At 74.9% G+C, this 22,964-nt stretch carries 17 protein-coding genes; 5 read left to right on the top strand and 12 right to left on the bottom strand.

Annotation, left to right across the window (positions count from 1 at the left end; translation table 11 throughout):
• Nucleotides 1–158 precede the first annotated feature (158 nt).
• The gene (gene mptB / locus ACLQ2X_RS16745) at nucleotides 159–1,640 is read right to left on the bottom strand and encodes a polyprenol phosphomannose-dependent alpha 1,6 mannosyltransferase MptB (protein ID WP_425681951.1); all 1,482 of its coding nucleotides are present in this window, start codon (nucleotides 1,638–1,640) and stop codon (nucleotides 159–161) included.
• An 11-nt stretch (nucleotides 1,641–1,651) separates the two neighbouring features.
• A complete protein-coding gene (mptB, locus tag ACLQ2X_RS16740; protein ID WP_425681950.1) occupies nucleotides 1,652–3,064 on the bottom strand; it encodes a polyprenol phosphomannose-dependent alpha 1,6 mannosyltransferase MptB in 1,413 nt (470 codons plus the stop codon).
• Between the two features lie 36 nt (nucleotides 3,065–3,100).
• On the opposite strand from mptB (ACLQ2X_RS16740), the gene ACLQ2X_RS16735 reads away from it, so the two are divergent.
• A complete protein-coding gene (locus ACLQ2X_RS16735) occupies nucleotides 3,101–4,657 on the top strand; it encodes a hypothetical protein (protein WP_425681949.1) in 1,557 nt (518 codons plus the stop codon).
• 45 nt (nucleotides 4,658–4,702) lie between these two features.
• On the opposite strand, the gene ACLQ2X_RS16730 is transcribed toward ACLQ2X_RS16735, so the two are convergent.
• On the bottom strand, nucleotides 4,703–7,729 hold the full coding sequence (locus ACLQ2X_RS16730; RefSeq protein WP_425681948.1) for a bifunctional [glutamine synthetase] adenylyltransferase/[glutamine synthetase]-adenylyl-L-tyrosine phosphorylase: 3,027 nt from the start codon (nucleotides 7,727–7,729) through the stop codon (nucleotides 4,703–4,705).
• A complete protein-coding gene (locus tag ACLQ2X_RS16725) occupies nucleotides 7,729–8,496 on the bottom strand; it encodes a type 1 glutamine amidotransferase (protein WP_425681947.1) in 768 nt (255 codons plus the stop codon). The genes ACLQ2X_RS16730 and ACLQ2X_RS16725 overlap by 1 nt, the downstream gene beginning before the upstream one ends.
• Nucleotides 8,497–8,562: 66 nt before the next feature.
• On the opposite strand from ACLQ2X_RS16725, the gene ACLQ2X_RS16720 reads away from it, so the two are divergent.
• Nucleotides 8,563–9,492: a S66 peptidase family protein gene (locus ACLQ2X_RS16720; RefSeq protein ID WP_425681946.1), complete on the top strand. Its 930-nt coding sequence runs from the start codon at nucleotides 8,563–8,565 to the stop codon at nucleotides 9,490–9,492.
• Between the two features lie 74 nt (nucleotides 9,493–9,566).
• On the opposite strand, the gene ACLQ2X_RS16715 is transcribed toward ACLQ2X_RS16720, so the two are convergent.
• Complete coding sequence (locus ACLQ2X_RS16715) at nucleotides 9,567–10,457, bottom strand: virginiamycin B lyase family protein (RefSeq protein ID WP_425681945.1); 891 nt, start codon at nucleotides 10,455–10,457, stop codon at nucleotides 9,567–9,569.
• 180 nt (nucleotides 10,458–10,637) lie between these two features.
• Between ACLQ2X_RS16715 and ACLQ2X_RS16710 the strand changes: the two genes are divergently transcribed.
• A complete protein-coding gene (locus ACLQ2X_RS16710; protein WP_425681944.1) occupies nucleotides 10,638–11,168 on the top strand; it encodes a hypothetical protein in 531 nt (176 codons plus the stop codon).
• Between the two features lie 149 nt (nucleotides 11,169–11,317).
• On the opposite strand, the gene ACLQ2X_RS16705 is transcribed toward ACLQ2X_RS16710, so the two are convergent.
• The 5 genes from ACLQ2X_RS16705 to glnA form a co-directional block, all read right to left on the bottom strand.
• Nucleotides 11,318–11,680 carry a VOC family protein gene (locus ACLQ2X_RS16705; protein WP_425681943.1) on the bottom strand — a complete coding sequence of 121 codons (363 nt, stop codon included), beginning with the start codon at nucleotides 11,678–11,680 and terminating at the stop codon, nucleotides 11,318–11,320.
• Between the two features lie 39 nt (nucleotides 11,681–11,719).
• Complete coding sequence (locus ACLQ2X_RS16700; protein WP_425681942.1) at nucleotides 11,720–15,082, bottom strand: NACHT domain-containing protein; 3,363 nt, start codon at nucleotides 15,080–15,082, stop codon at nucleotides 11,720–11,722.
• Nucleotides 15,083–15,150: 68 nt separating this feature from the next.
• Nucleotides 15,151–15,843: a helix-turn-helix transcriptional regulator gene (locus ACLQ2X_RS16695; protein WP_425681941.1), complete on the bottom strand. Its 693-nt coding sequence runs from the start codon at nucleotides 15,841–15,843 to the stop codon at nucleotides 15,151–15,153.
• Between the two features lie 32 nt (nucleotides 15,844–15,875).
• Nucleotides 15,876–16,301 (bottom strand): DUF350 domain-containing protein, encoded by a 426-nt coding sequence (locus ACLQ2X_RS16690; RefSeq protein ID WP_425681940.1) that lies wholly within the window; start codon nucleotides 16,299–16,301, stop codon nucleotides 15,876–15,878.
• 79 nt (nucleotides 16,302–16,380) lie between these two features.
• The gene (glnA, locus tag ACLQ2X_RS16685) at nucleotides 16,381–17,730 is read right to left on the bottom strand and encodes a type I glutamate--ammonia ligase (protein WP_425681939.1); all 1,350 of its coding nucleotides are present in this window, start codon (nucleotides 17,728–17,730) and stop codon (nucleotides 16,381–16,383) included.
• Nucleotides 17,731–17,892: 162 nt separating this feature from the next.
• On the opposite strand from glnA, the gene ACLQ2X_RS16680 reads away from it, so the two are divergent.
• Complete coding sequence (locus ACLQ2X_RS16680) at nucleotides 17,893–19,653, top strand: NAD+ synthase (protein WP_425681938.1); 1,761 nt, start codon at nucleotides 17,893–17,895, stop codon at nucleotides 19,651–19,653.
• A 118-nt stretch (nucleotides 19,654–19,771) separates the two neighbouring features.
• Entirely contained in the window at nucleotides 19,772–20,635 is an 864-nt protein-coding gene (gene panB / locus ACLQ2X_RS16675) for a 3-methyl-2-oxobutanoate hydroxymethyltransferase (RefSeq protein ID WP_425681937.1), read from the top strand.
• A 111-nt stretch (nucleotides 20,636–20,746) separates the two neighbouring features.
• On the opposite strand, the gene npdG is transcribed toward panB, so the two are convergent.
• A complete protein-coding gene (gene npdG / locus ACLQ2X_RS16670) occupies nucleotides 20,747–21,445 on the bottom strand; it encodes an NADPH-dependent F420 reductase (protein ID WP_425681936.1) in 699 nt (232 codons plus the stop codon).
• Between the two features lie 67 nt (nucleotides 21,446–21,512).
• Nucleotides 21,513–22,949, bottom strand: coding sequence for an RNB domain-containing ribonuclease (locus ACLQ2X_RS16665; RefSeq protein ID WP_425681935.1), 1,437 nt, complete (start codon nucleotides 22,947–22,949; stop codon nucleotides 21,513–21,515).
• Nucleotides 22,950–22,964 lie beyond the last annotated feature (15 nt).

Raw genomic sequence — 22,964 nt, 5'->3', positions numbered from 1 at the left:
AAGCGGTCCAACGAGGTCGACCCGGTGCGCCTGCGGCCGACCCCGCACGAGTTCGCCATGTACTACGACTGCTGAACACCGCTGTCCGCACCGGCCGGGCCGGCTCCGCCACACGCGGGGCCGGCCCGGCCGTTTCCGTCGCGGCCACGCACGTCGGCTCAGCGGGCCGCGCGGCGGCGCAGCCCGGCCCGGACACCGACCACGGCGAGCACCAGCACGAGCACGCTCATCAGCACCGCGCCCGGCGCCTTGGTGAACCGGGCCAGGTTCGTGCCGTCGGGCAGGGTGAGCACCGAGGCCAGCGCGCAGGGCGCCACGAACCAGACCTCCCGGGCCAGCGGCACGGCCGCCACCGCGAGCAGGGTCAGCGGCCAGGTCGCGTACCAGGGGTGGAAGACCGGGGACAGCAGCACCGTGGCGGCCAGTGCCAGGCCGGCGCCGAGCAGCGCCGTCCCGACCGGGGACGGCCGGTCCCCCGGCGGGGTGTCGTCCCCTCGGAGCAGCCTCGTCCACGCCCGCCACCAGAGCGCCACGACCACGACGGCCAGCAGCACCAGCGCCACCGCCCGGGTCACCGGCACCGCGGACGGCCGGGACCCGGCCAGCTCACCGGCGTAGTCGACGACCAGGCCGAGCGCGGTGGGCGGCGACGTCCACTGCTGCGAGTCGCCGCTGTGCCCCAACCCGGCCACCCAGCCCAGGCCGAGGCCGGTGGCGAGCGAGGCGACGAGCAGCGTGCCGAGCACCGCCCCGGCCAGCCGACCGCCGTCGCGCAGCAACGCCCGCCACGTATGGCGGCCGGGCACGGCGGCCAGCGCGGCGAACGGGAGCACCACCGCGGCCAGCGCCTTCACCGCCACCGCGAGCCCCAACAGCACCCCGGCCGCGACCAGCGCGCCTGCCGTGCCGGGCCGGCGGACCAGCACCAGCAGCCCAAGCAGCACCAACCCGAGCGCGAAGGCGTCGTTGTGCGCGCCCGCGACCAGGTGCGTGCCGACCAGCGGGCAGGCCAGCACCAGCCAGGCGGCCCGGCGGGCGGGCACCCCGGCGGCCCGGGCCAGGCCGGGCAGGCAGAACGCGACGAGCAGCACCCCGGCCACCGCGACCAACCGCAGCAGCACCACCGTCCCGAGCAGGCCGCCACCGGCGAGCACGGCCAGGCCGGCCAGCAGCACGAAGAACGGCCCGTACGGCGCGGGGGTGTCCCGCCAGATCGGCGACACCGAGCCGGTCCACGGGCAGCCAGCCCCCGCCACCCCCACCCGGTACGGGCTGAGCCCCTGCGTCCAGGTCCAGCCCTGGCAGGCGTACGAGTAGACGTCCCGGCTGCCCACCGGCGGCGCGACCAGCAGCGGCAGCGCCCAGAGGCCCGCGGTCAGGTACGCCCACCGCGTCGACGGGGCGCCCCAGCGCAGCGACCACCAGGCGCCCACCAGCAGCAGCGTGCCGACCAGCCAGCAACCGAGGGCCAACGGCCCGTACGGCGCCTGCCAGATCGCGGCGGGCGTGGCGCGTGGGGGCGTGTCGGGGCGTGCCCCGCCGAGCCAGCCGGCGGCGGCGAGCAGGACCGCCCCGGCCAGACCGGCGTAGCGGGCGAGACCGGCGGCGATCGGCCGGACGGGTGCGTCGGGCTCGCTCACCGGCACCCTCCTCAGTCCACGGGAACCGGTTGCCGACCCTGCCGAGCCGACCGTACCAACCGCACCACCACCACGATCACGAACAGCGTCATCAGCGGCGCACCGGGCATCTTGGTGAACCGGGCCCACCCGGTGCCGTCCGCGAGCACCAGGAACGACGACACCACGGTGACGATCGAGAACCAGAGCGTGCGGTGGGCGGTGGCGGCCAGCACGGCCAGCGGCCACAGCCAGTACCAGGGGTGGAACAGCGGGGCCAACGCGACCGTGGCGGTGAGCGCCAGCGCGGCGTGCCAGAGCGGCTCACCCCGGCGCCACGACCGGAACCAGAGCCACACCAGCACCCCGACCAGCACCACCATGCCGATCGCCCGGGTCACCGGCAGCGCGTCGACGTGCACCCCGAACGGGACCAGCAGGTAACCGACGGTCTGCCCCACCGCCGTCGGCGGGGACGTCCAGGCGACCACCAGGCCGCCCTGTTCCAGCCCGCCGACGAACCCCAACCCCAGGCCGGAGACGAGGGTGACCGCGGCGAGCGACGCGAGCGAGCCGCCGACCACCCACCCACCGTCGCGCACCAGCGTCCGGATCCGGTACGCCCCGACGATCGCGGCCAACGCCGCGAACGGCACCACGACCAACGCGGTGATCTTGATCGCGGCGGCCAGCCCGAGCAGCGCCCCACCGGCTAGCAGCGGGCCGGGCCGCCCCGGCCGGGCCGCGACCACGGCCAGCCCGGCGACCAGGAGGCCGACCATCAACGCGTCGTTGTGCGCCCCGGACACCAGGTGCACGGGCACCAGCGGGCTGGCCAGCGCCAGCCACACCGCCCGCTGCGGCGGCACCCCGCAGCGGCGGGCCAGCACCGGCACCGCCCAGGCGGTCAGCGCCACCCCGGCAACGGCGAGCACCCGGAACAGCACCACCGCCCCGAGCAGCGAACCGGTGGCCTTCACCACGGCGCCGGCGAGCAGCACGAACAGCGGTCCGTACGGGGCCGGGGTGTCCCGCCAGATGAAGGAGATGGTGTCCAGCCACGGGCAGGGCAGCGCGGACACGCCCTGCTCGTACGGGTTGATCCCGGCCGAGAAGCTGGCACCCTGGCAGGCGTACGCGTAGACGTCCCGGCTGCCCAGCGGCGGTGCGACGAGCATCGGCAGCAGCCACAGCGCCACCGTGACCAGCGCCCACCGGGTCGACGGCACCCGGTCGCGCAGCGACCACCAGGCCCACGCCAGCAGACCGGTGCCGACCAGCCACAACCCGATGACCAGCGGCCCGTCGGGGCCCTGCCAGATGCTGACCGGGGTGGGGCGCAGGTCGCCGTCGGGCAGCGAGCCGCCGAGGAACGCGGCCACCGCGAGCAGCACCGAGCCCGCCAGTCCGATCCAACGCGAGAGGTGGTGAGGCACGTCGGACATGCTGCCAGTACGGTGGTTCGCGATCAGGAGGTGGGCATGCGGGGCGGTCGGGTGGTGGCGGTGTCCGCCGCGTTCGCGCTGGTGCTCGCGGTGGCGTACCTCGTCCTGCCGGCCACCGGCTCGGACCTGTCCGCGCAGGTCGCCCGCGCCGACTTCTTCGCCGCGCACGGGCCGGCCCTGGTGGACCTGCGCTGGTACGGCGGGGTGCACCCGTGGGGTTACAGCCTCCTGTCGCCGCCCCTGATGGCCCTGCTCGGGGTACGCGTCACCGGCGCGCTCGCGCTGCTCGCCTCGGCCGCCGCGTTCGCGGCGCTGCTGGTCCGCACCCGGGTGCCCCGCCCGCTGCTCGGCAGCCTGGTGGGGGCGCTCACCATCGCCGGCAACCTGGTCTCCGGCCGGGTCACCTACGCCCTCGGCGTCGCGTTCGGGCTGGCCGCGCTGCTGGCGTTGACCCTGCCCGCCCGCCGCGCCCGCACCGCCGCCACGGTCGTCGCCGCGCTGCTCGCCTCCGCGGCCAGCCCGGTGGCGGGGCTGTTCGTCGGGCTCGCCGGCGTCGCGCTTCTGCTGACCCGCCGGTACGCCGACGGCCTGCTGCTAGCGGTGCCGGCGGCGGTTCCGCTGGCCGTGACCGGGCTGTTGTTCGGCGAGGGCGGCTGGATGAACATCAGCACGGCCGACACCGTGCACGCGGTGGTGACGAGCCTGGTGGTGGGGGCGCTCGTGGCGTACCGGCCGGTGCGGGTGGGCGCGTTGCTGTCCGCGGCCGGGGTGCTGGCGTCGGCGCTGCTGCCCACCCCGGTCGGGTTGAACGCCACCCGTCTGGTGGTGATGTTCGCGCTGCCGGTGCTGGCTGCCGCCGCCACCGCACCCGCCCGGCTCGGCGCGGGCCGGCTCCCTCGCCCGGTCGGCGCGCTCGGGCTGGCCGCCCTGCTGGCCGTGGTCTGCTGGTGGCAGCCGCCGGTGGTCACCGCCGACGTGCGTAGCGCCGGCGACCCGACGGCCGACCCGGCGTACTACGCGCCGCTGCGCGCGGAACTGGCCCGGCGCGGCCTCACCGGGCGGGTGGAGGTGCCGCCGACCCGCAACTACTGGGAGGCGGCCCGCCTCGGCGAGGTGCCGCTGGCCCGGGGCTGGCTGCGGCAGGCCGACATCGACCGCAACGGACTGTTCTTCACCACCGTGCCCGGCGCGGACGGCACCGGCATTCCGCTGAACCCGATCACCTACCGGGACTGGCTGGCCGACAACGCGGTGCAGTACGTGGCGGTGCCCGACGCCGAGTTCTCCTGGGTGGGCCGGTCGGAGGCGGAACTGGTGGCGCTCGGCCAGCCGTACCTGACCGAGGTCTGGTCGGACCGGCACTGGCGGTTGTACGCCGTCGCCGCGCCCACCCCGCTCGTCGGCGCACCCGGCGAACTGGTCCGCCAGGACGGGGCCTCGATCACGTTCCGCGCCTCCGCGCCCGGCCCGGTCCCGGTGCGGATACGCCATGACCGCTGGCTGACCGCCTCCGGCGGCGCCACCGTCACCCCCGACGGCGCGTGGACGACGGTCACCGTCCCCCGCCCCGGCCTCTACACCCTGACGAGCTGACCCACCCTGCTCCCCCGGCGCATCCGACGGGCGGGGTGTGGTCGGTCAGAGCGGGGACTCCAGGATGCGTTGCACGGCCGTGCGGGAGTGGCGGCCGGTGCGCAGGTACTCGTCGAGGAACTCGCCCTGGTCCTCGCGGCCCAGCAGCCGGACCACGCCGGCCAGCTCCACCCCGTGCCGGGGCAACTGGTCGCCGGCCCGACCGCGCACCAGCATCAGCGCGTCGCGCACCTGGGCGGCGAGCGTCCAACCGGCGGCCAGTTCGACCGCGTCCTCCGGGTCGAGCAGGCCGGCGTCGCGGGCCGCGGTGAGGGCGTCGAGGGTACGGGTGCCGCGCAGCGCCGGCACCTGACCGGCGTGCCGGAGCTGGAGCAGTTGCACCGCCCACTCGACGTCGGCGAGCCCGCCCCGACCCAGTTTGGTGTGGGTGGCCGGGTCGGCGCCGCGGGGCATGCGCTCGGTCTCCACCCGCGCCTTGAGCCGGCGGATCTCGATCACCTGCTCGCGGCTCAGCCCGTCGGCCGGGTAGCGCACCGGTTCGACCATCGCCTCGAACTCGGCACCCAGGTCGGCGTCGCCGCAGACGAACCGGGCCCGCAGCAGCGCCTGCGCCTCCCACACCCGCGACCAACGGGCGTAGTACTGGGCGTACGCGGCCAGGCTGCGGACCAGGGGACCCTGGCGACCCTCGGGGCGCAGGTCGGCGTCGACGCCCAGCGGCGGGTCCGGGGCGGGCGCGGAGAGCAACCGGCGCAGCTCCTCGGCGATGGCGTGCGCGGCCGCGCTGGCCGCGCTCTCGTCCACGCCCGGCGGCGGGTCGTAGACGAAGAGCACGTCGGCGTCGGACAGGTAGTTGGACTCGTACCCGCCGAGCCGGCCCATGCCGATCACCGCGAAACGCAGGCCGGGCGGGCCGGCGTGGACGGTGCGGGCGGCGCGCAGCGCGGCGGCAAGCGTGGCGTCGGTGACGTGCGACAGCGCGGCGCCGACCGCGGTCACGTCCACCACTGTGGGCCGGCGTTCCCCGCCACCGGCCGGGCGGGGGGTCAGCGGGGCCAGTGCGCCGGCCCGGCTCAGCACGTCCGCGCAGGCGATCCGCACCAGTTCGCGGCGGCGCAGCGCGCGGACCGCCCGGATGGCCTCGACCGGGTCGTCGTGCCGGGCCGCCGCGGCGGCGAACCCCTCGACCAGGGTCGGGCGGGGACGCGGGGTCAACTCGCTGTCCTCGGCCAGCAGCCGCAGCGCCTCCGGCTCCCGGGCCAACAGGTCCGCGGCGTACCGGGAGGAGGAGAGCACCCGGGCGAGCCGGCGCGCCACCGGGCCGGAGTCGCGCAGCAGGCGCAGATACCACGGCGTGCTGCCCAGCTTGTCGGAGACCTGGCGGTAGCTGAGCAGCCCCCGGTCGGGCTCGGGGGCATCGGCGAACTCGTCCAGCAGCACCGGCAGCAACGTGCGCTGGATCGCGGCGGTGCGGCTCACCCCGCCGGTGAGCGCCTGGATGTGCCGCAGCGCCCCGGCCGGGTCGGCGAAGCCGAGCACCTCCAGGCGGTGCCGGGCCGCCTCCGGGGTGAGCCGCAGGCCCTCGGCCGGTACCCGGGCCACCGACTCCAGCAGCGGCCGGTAGAGCAGTTTCGCGTGCAGCCGGCGTACCTCGGCGGCGTGCGTGATCCACTCGGCGCGGAACTCCTCGACGGCGCTGCGCCCCGGCGTGGCCGCGTAGCCGAGCGCGGCGGCGAGCCAGCGCAACGCGGCCGGCTCGGTGGGCACGGTGTGGGTGCGGCGCAGGGCCTGGAGTTGGAGCCGGTGCTCGACGGCGCGCAGGAAGCGGTAGCCGCGCAGCAGCGCCTCCCCGTCGGCGCGGCCGACGTAGCCGCCGGCGACCAGGGCCCGCAGCGCCGGCAGGGTGCCCGGCACCCGCAGCGACTCGTCACCCCGGCCGTGCACGAGCTGGAGCAGCTGGACCGCGAACTCGATGTCGCGCAGCCCGCCCGGACCGCGTTTGATCTCGCGGTCCTGCTCCTTCGGCGGGATGTTGTCGATGATCCTGCGGCGCATGGCGCGGATGTCCTCGACCGCCTCCGGCCGCTCCGCCGCGGTCCAGACCAACGGGGCGAGCGCCTCGACCCACTCCCGGGCAAGCTCCAGGTCGCCCGCCGCCGGGCGGGCCTTGAGCAGCGCCTGGAACTCCCAGGTGCGCGCCCAGCGGCGGTAGTAGGCCAGGTGGCTGGCGAGCGTACGGACCAGCGGCCCCCGGTTGCCCTCCGGCCGCAGCGCCGCGTCCACCGGCCAGGCCACCAGCCCGCACACCTGGATCAGCCGGGCGGCGACCCCGGTGGCGGCGGTCAGGTCGTCGTCGTCGGCGGCGACGAAGATGACGTCCACGTCGGAGATGTAGTTGAGCTCGTCGCCCCCGCACTTGCCCATCGCCACCACGGCCAGGCGCGGCCGGGGCGTGCCCTCGGGCAGCTCGTCCACGGCGATGTCGCAGGCGGCGTCCAGGGTGGCGTCGGCCAGCCCGGACAGCGCCGCCATGGTCTGCTCCAGGCCACGCCCACCGGTCAGGTCGGCCGCCACGATCCGCAGCAACGCCAACCGGTACGCCTGGCGCAACAACGGGACGGCGCCGCTGGCCGTGGTGAGTCGGGCGGCGACGGCCAGGTCGAGCCGGCCGTCCGCGATCGGGGCCAGCCCGTCCGGCCGGGTCGCCAGCACCGCCCACTGCCCCGGGTTTGCCACCAGGTGGTCACCGAGGGCGGAGGAGGCGCCGAGCACCGCGATCAACCGGCGGCGCAGGCCCGGGTCGGCGGCGAGCGCGTCGCGTACCGCCGCCTCGTCGCCGAACCGCCGCTCCGCCTCGACCAGCCGGTGCAACTGGCGCAGCGCCAGGTCCGGGTTGGCGGCGCGGGACAGCGCGGTGAGCAACTCGGCGGCCGGTGCGTCGACCGGTTCCTGAGTGTCCGGCCGCCACAGGTCCAGCCCGTCCGGGCCGAGCAGGTCGGCCGCGCTCACGGTGCCCTCGCCCTCGGCGAAGCCGTAGCGGGCCAGCCGGCCGCGGGCCGGTCGGGTCACCATCAGGGCCCGAGCAGCGGCAGGCTGCGGCGCGGGTTGTCGTCACCCAGCTGACCGAGGGCCAGCGCGGCGAACCGGATCGCGAACGGCTGCCAGACCTCCTCGATGTCGGCCATCACCCGGTCGCAGGCGGCCACCACGAGTTCCGGGTCGTAGTCCAGCTCGGCCAGCGCGGCCGAGTCGCGGGACCACTCGGCGATCATGGCGGTGTCGCACTCGATGTGGAACTGCAGGCCCCAGGCCCGGTCACCGAGGCGGAACGCCTGGTGCGGGTAGCGGGTGGAGGCGGCGAGCAGGGTCGCGCCGTGCGGCAGCTCGGTGATCTCGTCGACGTGCCACTGGAGCACGTCGGGCATCAACGGCACGTACCGGAACAGGGGGTCGGACTCCGCGGCGTCGCGCCGGCCGACGAGCGTCGGCCCGACCTCCGGCCCGGACCGGCTGCGTTCCACCCGGCCGGCGTGCGCGGTGGCGAGCAGTTGCGCGCCGAGGCAGATGCCCAGCGTGGGCACGCGCCCCCGGACCGCCTTGCGCAGCAGCCCTTCCAGCGCCGGGAACCAGGGCGCGCCGGGGCTGCCGTCGGGCAGCGGATAGGGCTGTTGGGCGCCGCCGAGCACCACCAGGGCGGCAAATCCCTCCAGGTCGGCAGGGAGCGCGTCACCCGCGTGCGGGCGCACGACGTGCAGCCCCAGCCCCCCTTCGGTCAGCCACTCCCCCAGGCGGCGGAGGTCGTCGGTCGGGTCGTTCTCGATCACCAGCGCGGTCGCCACGACGTCGAGGCTAGCCGGTGCGCCCGACGGCAGGCGGTCCGGCACGGCGGCGCTAGGCTCCGGGTCGTGCCCACCGACGACTGCCTGCGCCCGCCGGCCCTGCGTCCCGGCGACGCGGTGATGCTTGTGTCACCGTCCGGCCCGACCCGACCCGAGCGGGTGGCGCGGGGCATCGAACTGCTCACCGGGTGGGGGTTGCGGGCGGTGTCCGCGCCGAACGCGTACGCCCGGCGGGGCTACCTGGCCGGTGACGACGCGCTGCGGGCCGCGGACCTGAACACGGCGTTCGCCGACCCGGAGATCCGCGGCGTCATCTGCACCCGGGGCGGCTACGGGGCGCAGCGGGTGGTCGACCTGATCGACATGGCGGCGGTACGCCGGGACCCGAAGGTGGTGGCCGGGTTCTCCGACATCACCGCGTTGCAGTTCGCCCTGTGGCGCGGCGCCCGGCTGGCCGGGTTGCACGGTCCCGGCGCCGCCTGGCGGGACGAGCGCACCCCGATCCGCTCCGCACAGTCGCTGCACGCCGCGCTGACCCGCGCCGAACCGGTGACGGTCGAGGCCGTTGAGGCGGAGGAGACGTATCCGGTGCGGGTGCCCGGGCGGGCCGAGGGGCGGCTGCTCGGCGGCAACCTGTGCCTGATCACCGCGTCGGTCGGCACCCCGGACATGCCCGACCTGACCGGGGCGATCCTGCTGGTCGAGGAGGTGCAGGAGCCGCCGTACAAGATCGATCGGATGCTCACCCACCTGCGCCGCTGCGGCGCGCTGGCCGGCGTCGCCGGGGTGGCGGTCGGCCAGTTCACCGAGTGCGCCGACGGCTGGGACACCACAGTGGTGGACGTGCTCACCGACCGGCTGGGCGACCTGGGCGTACCGGTGCTCGGCGGCCTGCCGGTCGGCCACGGCCCCGGCCAGCTCACCGTCCCGGTCGGCACCCCCGCCACCCTCGACGCCACCAGCGGCACCCTCACCATCGCCCCCGCGGTCCGCTGACCACCCCACCCACGACCGGTCGATCATGGGGCCGGCGGCGTTCTGGAGATCCACCACCGCCGCCGACCCCACGGTCACCGCGGCGGGCTGAGGTGGGCCACGGCGCCGGACTCCAGGGCGACCCAGACGGAGCGGTCGGCGGTGACCGTGAGGCCGTGCGGCTCGCCGGCGGGAGTGGGCAGGGGGTGGCCGGTGATGTGGCCGTCCGGGTCGATGTGCCCGATCCGGTTGGCGCCCCACTCGGTGAACCAGCAGCCACCCGCCGGGTCGGCGACGATCGCGTGCGGGCGGGCCGCCCGGTCCGGCAGCGGGAACTCGTCGATCCGCCCGTCCGGGGTGATCCGGCCGAGCTGCCCGGCGACGATCTCCACGAACCAGAGCGCACCGTCGCCGCCGCGGGTGATGCCGACCGGCCCGGCCGCCCCGGTGGGCAGTGGATACGGCGTCACCGACCCGTCCAGGCCGACCCGGGCGATCGCGTTCGCCTGGTTGAGCGTGAGCCAGAGCGCGTCGTCCGGGCCGGCGGCCAGCATCGACGGGAAGCCCTTGGCGGCCGGCAGCGGGAAGGACGTGACCTCCCCGTCGACGGTCACCCGGCCGACCGTGTCGTTGCCCATGCCGGCGTACCAGAGCGCGCCGTCCGCGCCCACGGCCAGGCCGCAGGGGGCGCTGCCGGTCGGCAGCGCCACGGCGTCGGCCCGGCCGTCCACGGTGATCCGGCCGAGCCGGTCGTCGCCGGACCGGGTGTACCAGAGCGCGCCGTCGGGGCCGCCGACGATGATCAGGGGACGACTGTCCGGCGGGTCGTCGCGGTAGGTCCGCACCCCGCCGTCGGGATCGAGCCGGGCGACGCCGCCGGAGCCGGCCAGCGTCAGCCAGAGGGCACCGTCGGAGCCGACCGTGATCGCGTACGGCCCGGAGCCCGGCCCGGTCAGCGGGATCTCGCGAATGACAGGCTGCGTCATCGAGTGGCCTTTCGTCGGAATTCGACCCAGCCTTCCGGCCCACCCGGGGACGCGACAACCGGAATAACCGGGCCGCCCGGCGCGATTGCCAGCTCGCTGACAGGTTCGCCACGGCCCACCCTCAGCTGCGGCGGTCACTGTCGGTGACGTCATCGCACCACCACCGAACAGGAGAATCGCATGATCCGCACGATGTCGAAGAAGCACCTGCTGGCAGGCCTGGCCGCCGCCGGGGTGCTCGGCGTCGGGATCGCCGCCCCGACGGTGGCGCTCGCCGAGGACAAGAGCCCGGACCCGTCCTCCAGCGCGAGCACCACGGACCAGGGTGACGACCGCCGCCAGAAGCACGCCGACCGGCAGGCCGAGTTCGCCGAGGCACTGGCCAAGGAACTGGGCGTCCCGACCGACAAGGTCACCGCGGCGCTGGAGAAGCTGCACGAGCAGCGCAAGGGCGACCGCCCCGAGCGGCCCTCGACGGAGGACCGGCAGGCCGCGCTGAAGGAGCGGCTGGACCAGGCCGTCACCGACGGCAAGCTCACCCAGGAGCAGGCCGACGCGGTGCTCAAGGCCGCCGAGGCGGGCGTGTTCCCGGGCAAGGGCGGCCACGGCGGCCGGCCCGGCCACCACGGCCAGGGGGGCGACAAGGGCGGCCCGGAGGGCAAGGCCGACAAGGGCGCCGAGGCCGGCCAGGAGGGCCAGGGCGGCAAGTGACGCGGTGACCCCGCCACCCGCCCCGGCCGTTCCCTCCCCCTGGCCGGAGCCGAGCGGGGCCACCCACGGTGGCGGTGCCGACCGGGCACCGCCACCACACCGCTTCGGGTGCGGTCGCCTCGACGCCGGCGACCGCACCCGAAGCGCTGTCAGCCCTCGGCGGGCGGGCTGAAGACGCCGAACAGGTTGCCCGACGGGTCACGCAGCATGGCACGCACCAGTCCGGCCGGCGTGGTCACCGGCGCCGTCAGTACGGCGCCACCGGCCTTCTCGGCCCGCCCGCAGGTCTCCGCCACGTCGGCCACCTGGGCGTAGAAGGTCGCGTAGTTGCCGGTGTCGGTGCCCCGGATCGCGCCACCGATCCCCTGCTCGCCCCCGGCCGTCGTCTGCCGGTACGACCCACCCGGGCCGCCCTGCTCGAAACTCCAGCCGAACATCTCGGCGTAGAACCGCTGCGCCTCGTCCGGCCGGTCGGAGCCGATCTCGAACCAGGTGATGGGCGTGCGGGACATGATTCCTCCTCGCCGCGCCGGCCGGGGCGGCCGACGTCGTCAGGAGCCAGCGTCGGAGGTGTCCGCGACAGCGTCCTGTCGGCGTTTCGGCGGCAGATCGGACGGATCCACCAGGCGCGCCAGCCGACGGGCCAGGTCGGGCAGCCGCTCGCCGTAACGCCTGTCGAACTCGGCGAACGTGGCGGGCCAGACCGGCACCGTCGCCAGGTGACCCTCGTGCAGCCGGACAATCACCTCCGCCGCGACGTCGTCCAGCTCGAACCCGTATATCGGCAGGGGCGGGCCGGCCACCCTCTGGACGACCAGGGCGAGCCGTCGGTCGACCTGCCGATCCACGCCCAGCACCCGCTGCACGCAGCGCAGCAAGGCCAGCGTGGCATCGACGCCGGAGAGCAGCGAGTGTCGACAGACCGCCTCCAACACCTCGGCCGCGGACTCGGCGGAAAGCTCGCGGTCACCAGCCATCCGGTCGAAGAGCAGGCGCAGGAAGGCGAGCCGGTCCCAGTCCGGGACCACTTCCACACCCTGGACGGCCATGTCGACGCAGCGCAGATACACCCGTCGCCGCTCCTGCTGCGACGCCGGGCGCAGCGGCAGCACCCACGCCTCGAGCAACGCGTGGGCTGCGGACGAGGCGTAACCCGGCCGCCCTGGCCCGGAGATCAGGGCGAGCGCCGTCGCCAACTTGTCGAACACCGGCTCCAACGCGCCGACCAGCACCGCCCCGTCGATGTCACAGGTCAGGTGGGCGGTGCGGCGGACCCGGGACAGCTGTTCGGCCGACAGGCCGAAGCCGCGTATGGCCATCGGCTCGGGCACTCCGACGGCCCACATCGGGTCGGCGTCCGGCGGCACGGCGAGGCGGCCGTCCAGCCGCAACCGAACGTCCCGGTCCGCTCCCGCCCCCAGCCGGTCCAGGGCCAGCAGGTCGCTGAGACCCTGCCACTCGTCCGGCGAGAGCTGGGAACGCCACAACCCCACCTGGGTCCGCCACTCGGTCACCGGCGTCGGCGCCTCCGGGAACAGCGCCCGTCCGACGGTGTCCGGCACCGCCACCAGGATCAGCAACAACAGGTTCGCGCTGTAGGCGGCGTACCGGGCCGGCACCCGCGGACGACGGGGCCGGTAGTCGTCGAAGCGGCGACCACCGGTCGCGAACGGCGCGGCCCGGAACAGCCGCAGCAGCAGGTCGGCCCAGGCGATCCGGACGGGACCGTCCCGCTCGGCCAGCGTCTCCCGGAGGAAGGCCAGGACGGTGGCCCGGCTGCTGAGTACCGCGTACGAGAGCAGGGCGTGCAGCAGGTCGTCCTCGACCGGCTCGCCGGCCAGCGTGAGGCTGGCCGCCCGATGCCGGACGATCAGGTCGTCGACCACCTGCGCGGTGAGCCGGGCCACCAGGTATTCGCCGAACGTGGCGTGCAGGAACTCGTAGGTCTCGCGACGCCGCTCCTCGTCACCGGCGCGGGCCCGGTGGATGAAGAAGAACCGGCCCAGCACCACCTCGGCCGTGGACAGCGGGGCGCGCAGCCCGTCCCGCCGCCGCTCCGCGACCGGGCCGCCGAACGGCAGCGCGCCCAGGTCGACGTCCAGCTCGGCGGCGCTCACCCACTGGGCGCCCCGGTTGAACATCGCGAAGGCCACCACGGCCAGCCGGCACAACTCCTCCTCGACCGCCCGCTCCAACTCCGGCTCGGGCAGGCCGGGGCGCTGCTTGACCACCTCCCGGCGGGCGAAGCGGCGCAGCAGCCGCTCGTACAGCTCGCCACGACGCAGGTCACCGGCCTGGCGCAGGTCGTGCCCCTCGGCGTCGTAGAGGGCCAGCATCAGCAGCAGCAACGGCTGCCCCGCGAGTTCCCGGTGCGACAGCACCGTGGCCCGGTCCAGCGGCCGGGCACCCGGCGTCCGGAACGCCACGGCGTTGACCCGGTTCCAGGTCCGCACCCAGGCGTCGACACGCGTCTCGTCGAACGGCTCCAGCCGCACCGCGACCGTGCCGGGCGGCGGCTGGGCGCGGTCGGCCACGCTGGTCCGGCTGGTCACCACGACCGCCACCGGCCGCCCCTGGTCGGCCTCGCGCCGTTGGAAGGCGGCCACCCGCCGCAGGTAGTCGGTCTGGCTGGCGCCGGTGGCCTGCAACAGCTCGTCGAAGCCGTCGAGCAGCACCACCGGCAGCGCGTCGCCGGCCGAGCGGGCCAGCGCCGGCCACTCGACGCGTTCGCCGGTGTCCTGCCGCACCGCCTGTTCGATCTGCTCCTGGATGTCGCCGGCGGCGTGCACGTCGCGGAGCACCACCCGGACCACCAGGAAGTCGGCGGCCGGCAGCCGGGCCGCGACGACCCGGGTGAGCACCGACTTGCCCGAGCCGGGCTGCCCGAGCACCAGCAGCGGGGCCCGCACGGCCCCGGGCGAGGTGAAGTGGACGACGAGCGCCTGCCAGAGGTCGTCGCGATCCGGCCGGTCGCCCCACCAGTTCTCGTCGCTGGGCTGCGCCGCCTGGTCCAGGTCGGCGATCCGGCACAGCGGCGGTACGTACGCCTCACCCAGCGTCGGCACGGTCAGCCCGGCCGGCACGTCGCCGGAGGCGATGATCGGGCGATCCAGTTCCGCGGTGTACGCGGCGGCGAGGCCGGCCCGCCGCCTGTCCGGAGCCGACCCGGTGGACAGGTCGGCCAGGGCCCGGTGCAGGTCGGCCAGTCCCACCGACAGCCGGCGGACCTCGACCCGGGTGGCCTCGTGCTCGTGCAGGTCGATCCAGAAGGACACCTCGGGGAAGTCCACGGCGAGCCGGTGCAGCGAGGCGACGTACCTGTCGACGGCGGCCTCGGGGAGGCCGGCGAGGACCGACTCCGTGCGCCGCCAGCCCGCACCGGAGAGCGTGTCGCCGACGGCCAACCCGCGGAGGAGGTCGAGGAACGCCTGGGCCTGCTGCCCGTACCAGTCGACGAGCGCCGACCGCAGCGCCGGCTGGGGCAGGTGCGGGCCGGGGGCCGGCGCCGCCGTGCCGAACAGCGCGGCGGTGAGGTCGTCCGCGATGTGCCGGGCGCCGGCGAGGCGCAGTTGGTCGGACCGGCCGATCGCCAGTCCCTTGAGGTCGAACGGCAGCGGCAGACCGGCCAGAGCCTCGAAGAACGCGGTCACCGCGAGCACCGCGTGCGCCGCCTCCAGCCGTTGCGTCCGCCCGTACCGGGACAGCCCGGAACGCTCCTCGGACACGCCGCGCACCAGCCCGTGGCCGAGGCGGACGAACTCCGCCTTGGCGTCGAAGATGCCGAGCAGCGCCGGCACCGGCACGGAAGCGGCCAGCAGCACCCCTCCGGTCAGCTTGTCGAACCAGTCGACGAACCTGCTCTTCTCCCCGCCGAGCAGGCGTACGGCGTCGGCGTAACTGAGCGTGTCGGGCACCCGCGTTCCTCCCCCGGTACGGCAGACCCGCCAGCTTCCCCCACCCGAGCCGGAAACGCTGTCGCCTTTCAGACCAGGCTCAGCTGGCGCACCCGGTCGGCCGGGACGTCGAGGTCGCCGGGGCGCAACTCCCGGGTCACCGGCTCGCCCAGCGGACGCACCGACACGATCCGGTCGGTACGGAAGCACCGCACGCCGTCGCGCAGCCGGCACCAGGCGACCAGATACCAGTGGGTCGAGCTGCCCAGGTAGGCCAGCGGCTCCACGTCCCGCGCCGAATCCGCGCCACCGCGGTCGACGTACCGCAGGCGCAGCACCCGGCCGGCGGCGACCGCGTCGGCGACGGCGGCCGGGACGGGCGTGCCCGGCCCCTCCCCGACCAGGTGTACCAGACCGGCGAGCCGGTGCGCCTCGGCGACCGCGGCGGGCGGCATCACCGCGACCAGCTTGCGCAGCGCGGCGCCGGCCGCCGAGGCGAACGGGGAACCGCCGAGCCGGTGCAGCGCGACGGCCATCGCCACCGCCTCGGCCGGGGTGAGGTTCACCGGCGGCAGGGTGCGCGCCCGGTCGACCACGTAGCCGCCGGTGCGGCCCGGCTCGGCCCAGATCGGCACCCCGGCGCCCTGCAACGCGGCGATGTCCCGCTCCACGGTGCGGGTGCTGACCTCGAAGCGGCGGGCCAGCCAGCGGGCGCTGCGCGGGCGCGGGGTCACCGCGCGCAACTCCTCGACCAGGGCGTAGAGGCGGTCGGTGCGGTTCACCCCCGGAACCTAGCCCCGGGGTGCGACACCGGTCAGGCGATGCAGGCGCAGACGATCAGCGCGGCGCCGAAGTGGGTGGCGGCGCTGACCCAGGCCGCCGGGTGCCGCTCGTCGGCGGCGATGACGTCACCGAGCCGCCCCGGGGTGAGCAGGTCCAGCACCAGGAACGCCAGCGCCATCACCAGCAGGCCGACCAGCCCGAAGACCACCGTGGAGGCCAGCCCTTTGGTGAAGGAGCTGTAGCTGGTCAGGATGGCGGTGAAGACGATGCCGGCGATGCCGACCTGGTTGGCGGCGAGCAGCAGCGCGGCGTTGCCGTTGCGGCGGACCCAGATCAGCTCCCGCAGCTTGCCCGGGGTGAGCAGGTCGACGAGCAGGAACCCGGCGGCCATCAACGCCACCCCGACGATTCCGAACACGATGCTCTGCCACGCCCCGTCGAGCAGGTCTCCCAGCACCCCGCGCCTCCCCGGCTCAACCGCCCGGCACGGTGCCGCGGCGGTGCCGCAGACGATAGCGGCACCGCGCCAGGGTGATCTAGAGCGACAGGTAGCGCTGGCGCTCGTAGGGGGTGACCTCGCGGCGGTACTGCTCCCACTCGGCCCGCTTGTTGCGCAGGAAGAAGTCGAAGACGTGCTCGCCGAGCACCTCGGCGACCAGCTCCGAGCCGGACATCACGTCGATCGCCTCGGCCAGGTTCTCCGGCAGCGCCTCGTAGCCCATCGCACGCCGCTCCGCGCTGCTCAGCGACCACACGTCGTCCTCGGCGCCCGCGGGCAGCTCGTAGCCCTCCTCGATGCCCTTGAGCCCGGCACCGAGCAGCACCGCGAAGGCCAGGTAGGGGTTGGTCGCGGAGTCCAGCGAACGGACCTCGACCCGGGCCGAGTTCGGCTTGCCGTACGCCGGGACCCGCACCAGTGCGGACCGGTTCAGGTGACCCCAGCAGACGTACGCGGGGCTCTCGGTGATCCGGTCCGGCAGCGCCTGCGGGAACAGCCGCTTGTACGAGTTGACCCACTGGTTGGTGACCGCGGTGTACTCGCGGGCGTGGGTGAGCAGCCCGGCGATGAACGACTTGGCCACCTTGGACAGCTTCATCGGGTCGGACGCGTCGTGGAACGCGTTGCGCTCGCCCTCGAACAGCGACAGGTGCGTGTGCATGCCGTTGCCCGGCTGGTCGGTGAACGGCTTGGGCATGAAGCTGGCCTGCACGCCGGTGGACAGCGCCACCTCCTTCACCACGTGCCGGAACGTCATGATGTTGTCGGCGGTGGTGAGCGCGTCGGCGTAGCGCAGGTCGATCTCCTGCTGGCCGGGGGCGACCTCGTGGTGGCTGAACTCCACCGAGATGCCGATCCGCTCCAGCGCCAGCACGGCCTGGCGGCGGAAGTCCCGCGCGACGGCGTGCGTGGTGTGCTCGAAGTAGCCGCCGGTGTCCACCGGGATGGGCACCGAGCCGTCCTGCGGGCCGTTCTCCAGCAGGAAGAACTCGATCTCCGGGTGGGTGTAGAAGGTGAAGCCCCGCTCGGCCGCCCGGGACAGCATCCGGCGCAGCACGTGCCGCGGGTCGGCCCAGGACGGGCTGCCGTCGGGCAGCAGGATGTCGCAGAACATCCGGGCGCTCTCGCCGCTGACCCCGCCCTCGAACGGGAACACCTGGAACGTGGTGGGGTCGGGCATGGCCACCATGTCCGACTCGAAGACCCGGGCGAAGCCCTCGATCGCGGAGCCGTCGAAGCCGATGCCCTCCTCGAAGGCCGACTCCAGTTCCGCCGGGGCCACCGAGACGCTCTTGAGCGTGCCCAACACGTCGGTGAACCACAGCCGGACGAAACGGATGTCCCGTTCTTCCAGCGTACGGAGGACGAACTCCTGCTGACGGTCCACTTCCACCCCTCGTGACAACTACGTTCGCACCGGCCGGTCCGGGCCCGACCTGACCGCCCAGTGTCCACCGGGCTCGTTACGCCGACGTTACGCCCCCACCCGGCGGGCCGTCCCGTGGTGTCCGGGCGGATTCGGTCGCCACGGCTGGGGGAAGATGGGGACATGCCCACCCTGCGTCTCGCTCTGTGCCAGGTCAACCCGACGGTAGGCGACCTCACCGGCAACGCCGGTGAGGTCCGCGCGTGGACCCGCAAGGCAGCCGACTCCGGCGCCCAGCTCGTGCTGTTCCCCGAGCTGATGCTCACCGGTTACCCGGTCGAGGACCTGGTCTTCCGCCGTTCGTTCGTCGCCGCGTCCCGGGCCGCGCTGCACCGGCTCGCCGCCGACCTCGTCGCCGACGGCCTCGGTGACCTGCCGGTCCTGGTCGGCTACCTGGACGCCGACGGCCCGCCGCAGGTCAGCGCGGACGCCGAGCCGGGGCGGGGGGCGCGCAACGCGGCGGCGCTGCTGCACCGGGGCGAGGTGGTCGCCACCTACTTCAAGCACCACCTGCCCAACTACGGGGTGTTCGACGAGGACCGCTACTTCGTGCCCGGTGACACGCTGACCGTGGTGCGGGTCGGCGGGGTCGACGTGGCGCTGACCATCTGCGAGGACCTGTGGCAGGGCGGTGGCCCGTTCGCGGTGGCCCGGCAGGCCGGCGTCGGGCTGGTGCTCACCGTCAACGGCTCGCCGTACGAGCTGAACAAGGACGACGTGCGGCTGCCGCTGGTGCGCCGCCGCGCCGCCGAGGCGGGCGCCGCCATCGCGTACGTGAACATGGTCGGCGGCCAGGACGAGCTGGTCTACGACGGCGACTCGATGATCGTCACCGCGGACGGCACGCTGCTGGCCCGGGCACCGCAGTTCGTCGAGCACCTGCTGGTGCACGACCTGGAACTGCCGGCGGCGGCCGAGGCGCCCGACCGGGTCACCGGGGCGGCCGACGGGATGCGGGTGGTGCGCCACGAGCTGGGGCCGGTCCCGGCCGCGCCGTCCGGCCCGGCGGTCAGCGGCGGGATCATCGAGCCGGTCGCCGACGAGGCGGAGGTGTGGCAGGCGCTGGTGCTGGGGCTGCGCGACTACGTCGTGAAGAACCGCTTCCCCTCGGTGGTGCTGGGCCTGTCCGGCGGCATCGACTCGGCGGTGGCGGCGGCCCTCGCGGTGGACGCGCTCGGCCCGGAGCGGGTCGTCGGCGTCTCGATGCCCAGCCAGCACTCCTCCGAGCATTCCCGCTCCGACGCCGAGGACCTGGCCAAGCGCACCGGCCTGGACTACCGGGTGGAGCCGATCCAGCCGATGGTCGACACGTTCCTGGCCAACATGTCGCTGTCCGGGGTGGCGGTGGAGAACCTCCAGGCCCGGGTGCGCGGCGTGATCCTCATGGCGTTGTCGAACCAGGAGGGGCACCTCGTGCTCACCACGGGCAACAAGAGTGAGCTGGCGGTGGGCTACTCGACGCTCTACGGCGACTCGGTGGGCGGTTACAACCCGATCAAGGACGTGTGGAAGACGCTCGTGTGGCGGTTGGCGAAGTGGCGCAACGCGGACGCGGCCCGGCGCGGCCAGACCCCGCCGATCCCGGAGAACTCGATCGGCAAGCCGCCGTCGGCGGAGTTGAGCCCCGGCCAGCTCGACAGCGACACGCTTCCCGACTACGACGTGCTCGACCCGATCCTGATCGGCTACGTCGACGGTGACCTGGGCCGCGACGGCCTGGTGGAGTCGGGCCACGACCCGGCGGTGGTGGACAAGGTGCTGCGGATGGTGGATACCGCCGAGTACAAGCGGCGGCAGTCCGCGCCCGGCACCAAGATCTCCATGAAGGCGTTCGGGCGGGACCGGCGGCTGCCGATCACCAACCGCTGGCGCGAGGACGGCTGACCGTTCCCCCGCCCGGGGAGTGACATCCTCCACTGCGACCTGCCCCCGGCCGGCGGTGCGGTGCGACGATCGCGGGAGCCCGGGGACCGCGTGCGCGGCCTCGAGGAAGGAGATTGTCATGGTGGAGTCCACCCCGCCCGAGGTGACCGCCCCGTCCGAGGTGACCGCGCTGTACGGCGGGCCGGCCACCCGGCGGGTCCGCACCCGCGACCTGCGCGCCGCCAAGGCACGCCGCGAGCGGTGGGCGATGCTCACCTCGTACGACCAGTACACGGCGTCGATCTTCGACCGGGCCGGCATCCCGGTGCTGCTGGTCGGCGACTCGGCGGCGAACAACGTCTTCGGCTACGAGACCACGTTGCCGGTGACGGTCGAGGAGCTGCTGCCGCTGGTGCGCGCCGTGGTAGGCGCTACGACGCAGGCCCTCGTCGTCGCGGACCTGCCGTTCGGCTCGTACGAGGAGGGGCCGGCGCAGGCGTTGCGTACCGCGGTGCGGTTCATGAAGGAGGGCGGCTGCCACGCCGTGAAGTTGGAGGGCGGCCGGCGCTGCGTCGCCCAGATCGAGGCGATCGTCGGGGCGGGCATCCCGGTGATGGCGCACGTCGGGTTCACCCCGCAGAGCGAGCACACGCTGGGCGGCTATCTGGTGCAGGGGCGTGGCGACGGCGCCGAGGAGGTGCTGGCCGACGCGCGGGCGGTGGCCGAGGCGGGCGCGTTCGCCGTGGTGCTGGAGATGGTGTCCGGTGAGGTGGCCAAGCGGGTCACCGCCGAGCTGCGCATCCCCACCGTCGGCATCGGCGCCGGCCCGGACACCGACGCGCAGGTGCTGGTCTGGCAGGACATGGCCGGGCTGCGTACCGGGCGGGCCCCGCGCTTCGTCAAGCGGTACGCGGATCTGGCCGGCGCGCTCACCGACGCCACCCGCCGGTTCGCCGATGAGGTGCGCGGCGGCGAGTTCCCCGCGGCCGAGCACACGTTCTGAGGTGTAAGGAGGGGCCCCTTGTTAACGCCTGGCGTAGCGAAGGGGCCCCTTGTTAACACGCGCTCACACGCGCTCGGACGCGCCGCCGGGACGGCACGGCGGCGCGGCGGTTCACAGGTCGGTGACGCGGACCCCGGCGTGCGCCTTGTAGCGCTTGTTGATGGCGATCAGGTTGGCGGTGAACGCCTCGATCTGGTGGGCGTTGCGCAGCCGGCCCGCGTAGATGCCCCGCATCCCGGGAATCCGCGCGGCCAACGCGGCGACCACGCCGACGAGGTCCCGGTCCTCGGTGCAGATCAGCACGTCCAGGTCGATCCGGTCGACCTCCGGGTCGGCCAGCAGCGGCGCGCTGACGTGGTTGAACGCGGCGCAGACCCGGGAGTCGGGCAGCAGCGCGGCGGCCTGCTGCACGGCGCTGCCCTCGGCGACGGTCAGCGCGTACGGGCCCTGCTTGTCGAAGCCGAGCGGGTTCACGCAGTCCACCACGATCTTGCCGGCGAGCGGGCCGGCGAGCGCGGCGACGGTGGCCGCGTGCCCGTCCCACGGCACCGCGACGATCACCACGTCGCTGCGTCGGGCCACGTCCTCGTTGTCGCCGCCGGCGACCGGGGCGCCGTCGGGCACACCGGGCAGTGCGGCGATCTCGGCGGCGGCCTGGGCGGCCCGCTCGGTGGTCCGGGACCCGATCAGCACGGCCTGCCCGGCCCGGGCGAACCGGTAGGCCAGACCGCGCCCCTGGTCGCCGGTGCCACCGATGATGCCGACGGTCAGCCCGGAGACGTCGGGCAGCGTGGTCGCGTCGTAAGCCATGGGCTCATCCTCGCAAAGCCGGTCGGCACGCGGCGCGTCCGGAGGCTGTGACAATCACCGCGCCACGTCACGCCCGCTCGAAGGTGACCCGGCGTTGGGCCGGGTCGGCGGCGGTGAGCTGCACCCGGACCCGTTCGCCGAGCGGCAGCTCACCGGTGCAGCGGGCACGTACCGGCGGTTCGTCCAGCGCGACGGTGCCGCCGGGCGGGCGGCCGGGCCGGCCGTTGGCCGCGGGGCGCGGCTCGTCCACGTCGACCACGGCCGCCTCGAACGTCTCCCCCACCCGGTGCGCCAGCAGCACCGCCTCGGCCAGTTCCACGGCGCCGCGGGTGGCCGCCCCGGCGGTCCGGTCGGTCGCGGCCATCACCTCGGGCAGTTTCGGCAGCACGGCCCGGACGTGGTCGGGCACGTCCCGGCCGGCGTGCAGGGCGAGGCAGACCTCGGTGGCGTACCGGTCGGCGAGTCGGCGCAGCGGCGCCGTGACGTGCGCGTACGCGGCGGCCACCCCGCCGTGCTCCGGCTGCTCCGGCCGTTCGCCGTCGAAGGCGGTGTACGCGGCCCCGCGCATCAGCTCGGCGGCCTGGTCGACGAACGCCGCCGCCCGGGGTCGGGAGGCGTCCAGTCCGGCGAGCACCCGACCGACGGGCGCGTCGTCCGGCCAGGGCACGCCGAGCGGGCCGGCGGCCAGCCGCAGCCGTTCGACCGCCTCGGCGCGGGGGCGGGGCATGGTGCGCAGCAGGCCGATCCCGGCGGCGAGCATGATGTCGGCGGCGGCCATCCCGGTCAGCAGCGAGATCTGGGCGTTGTGCTCCTCCATCGGGGCGGGGCCGCGCAGCACGAGCCGCCACCCGTCGCCGTCGGGTTCGACGTCCTGCTCGGGCAGCGGCAGGTTGATCGCGCCCCGGCGCAGGCCCCGTTCGGTGAGCAGCGCCCCGATCTCGGGCAGCAGGGCGACGGGGTCGGGCAGCGTGCCGGCGTCGGCGTCGCGTTGCACCCCGTCGTAGTCGAGTTTCGCCCGGCTGCGCACCCGGGCGCGTTCCAGCGTGACGTCGACGGTGGCGCCGTCGGCGTCCAGGTCGACGGTCCAGAGCACGGCGGCCCGGTCGACGTCGGGCAGCAGGCTGGCCGCGCCTTCGCTGAGCGTGTGCGGGTGCAGCGGCACGTTGCCGTCGGGCAGGTAGACGGTCTGTCCCCGACGCCACGTCTCGGCCTCCAGCTCACCGCCGGGGCGTACGTGGGTCAGCACGTCGGCGATGGCGTACCGGACGCGGTAGCCGCCGCCGGGACGGCGGGTGAGGTGCATGGCCTGGTCGAGGTCGCGTGACGTGGCCGGGTCGACGGTGACGAACGGGATGTCGGTGCGGTCGGCGGCGGCGGGCAGCGGTGCGGCGGCTGCCGCGTCGGCCTCGCGCTGCGCCGCGGGCGGGAAGCTCTCGGGCAGTCCCAGCTCGCGGCGCAGCGCGCCGAAGTCGATGCGGGGCGCCAGTACGCGTCGGATCACCACGCGGTCAATCCTGAC

Origin of the sequence: Micromonospora sp. DT31 (assembly GCF_049841795.1) — a bacterium.
Taxonomy (GTDB): domain Bacteria; phylum Actinomycetota; class Actinomycetes; order Mycobacteriales; family Micromonosporaceae; genus Micromonospora.
This window is presented reverse-complemented; position numbering and strand designations above follow the sequence as displayed.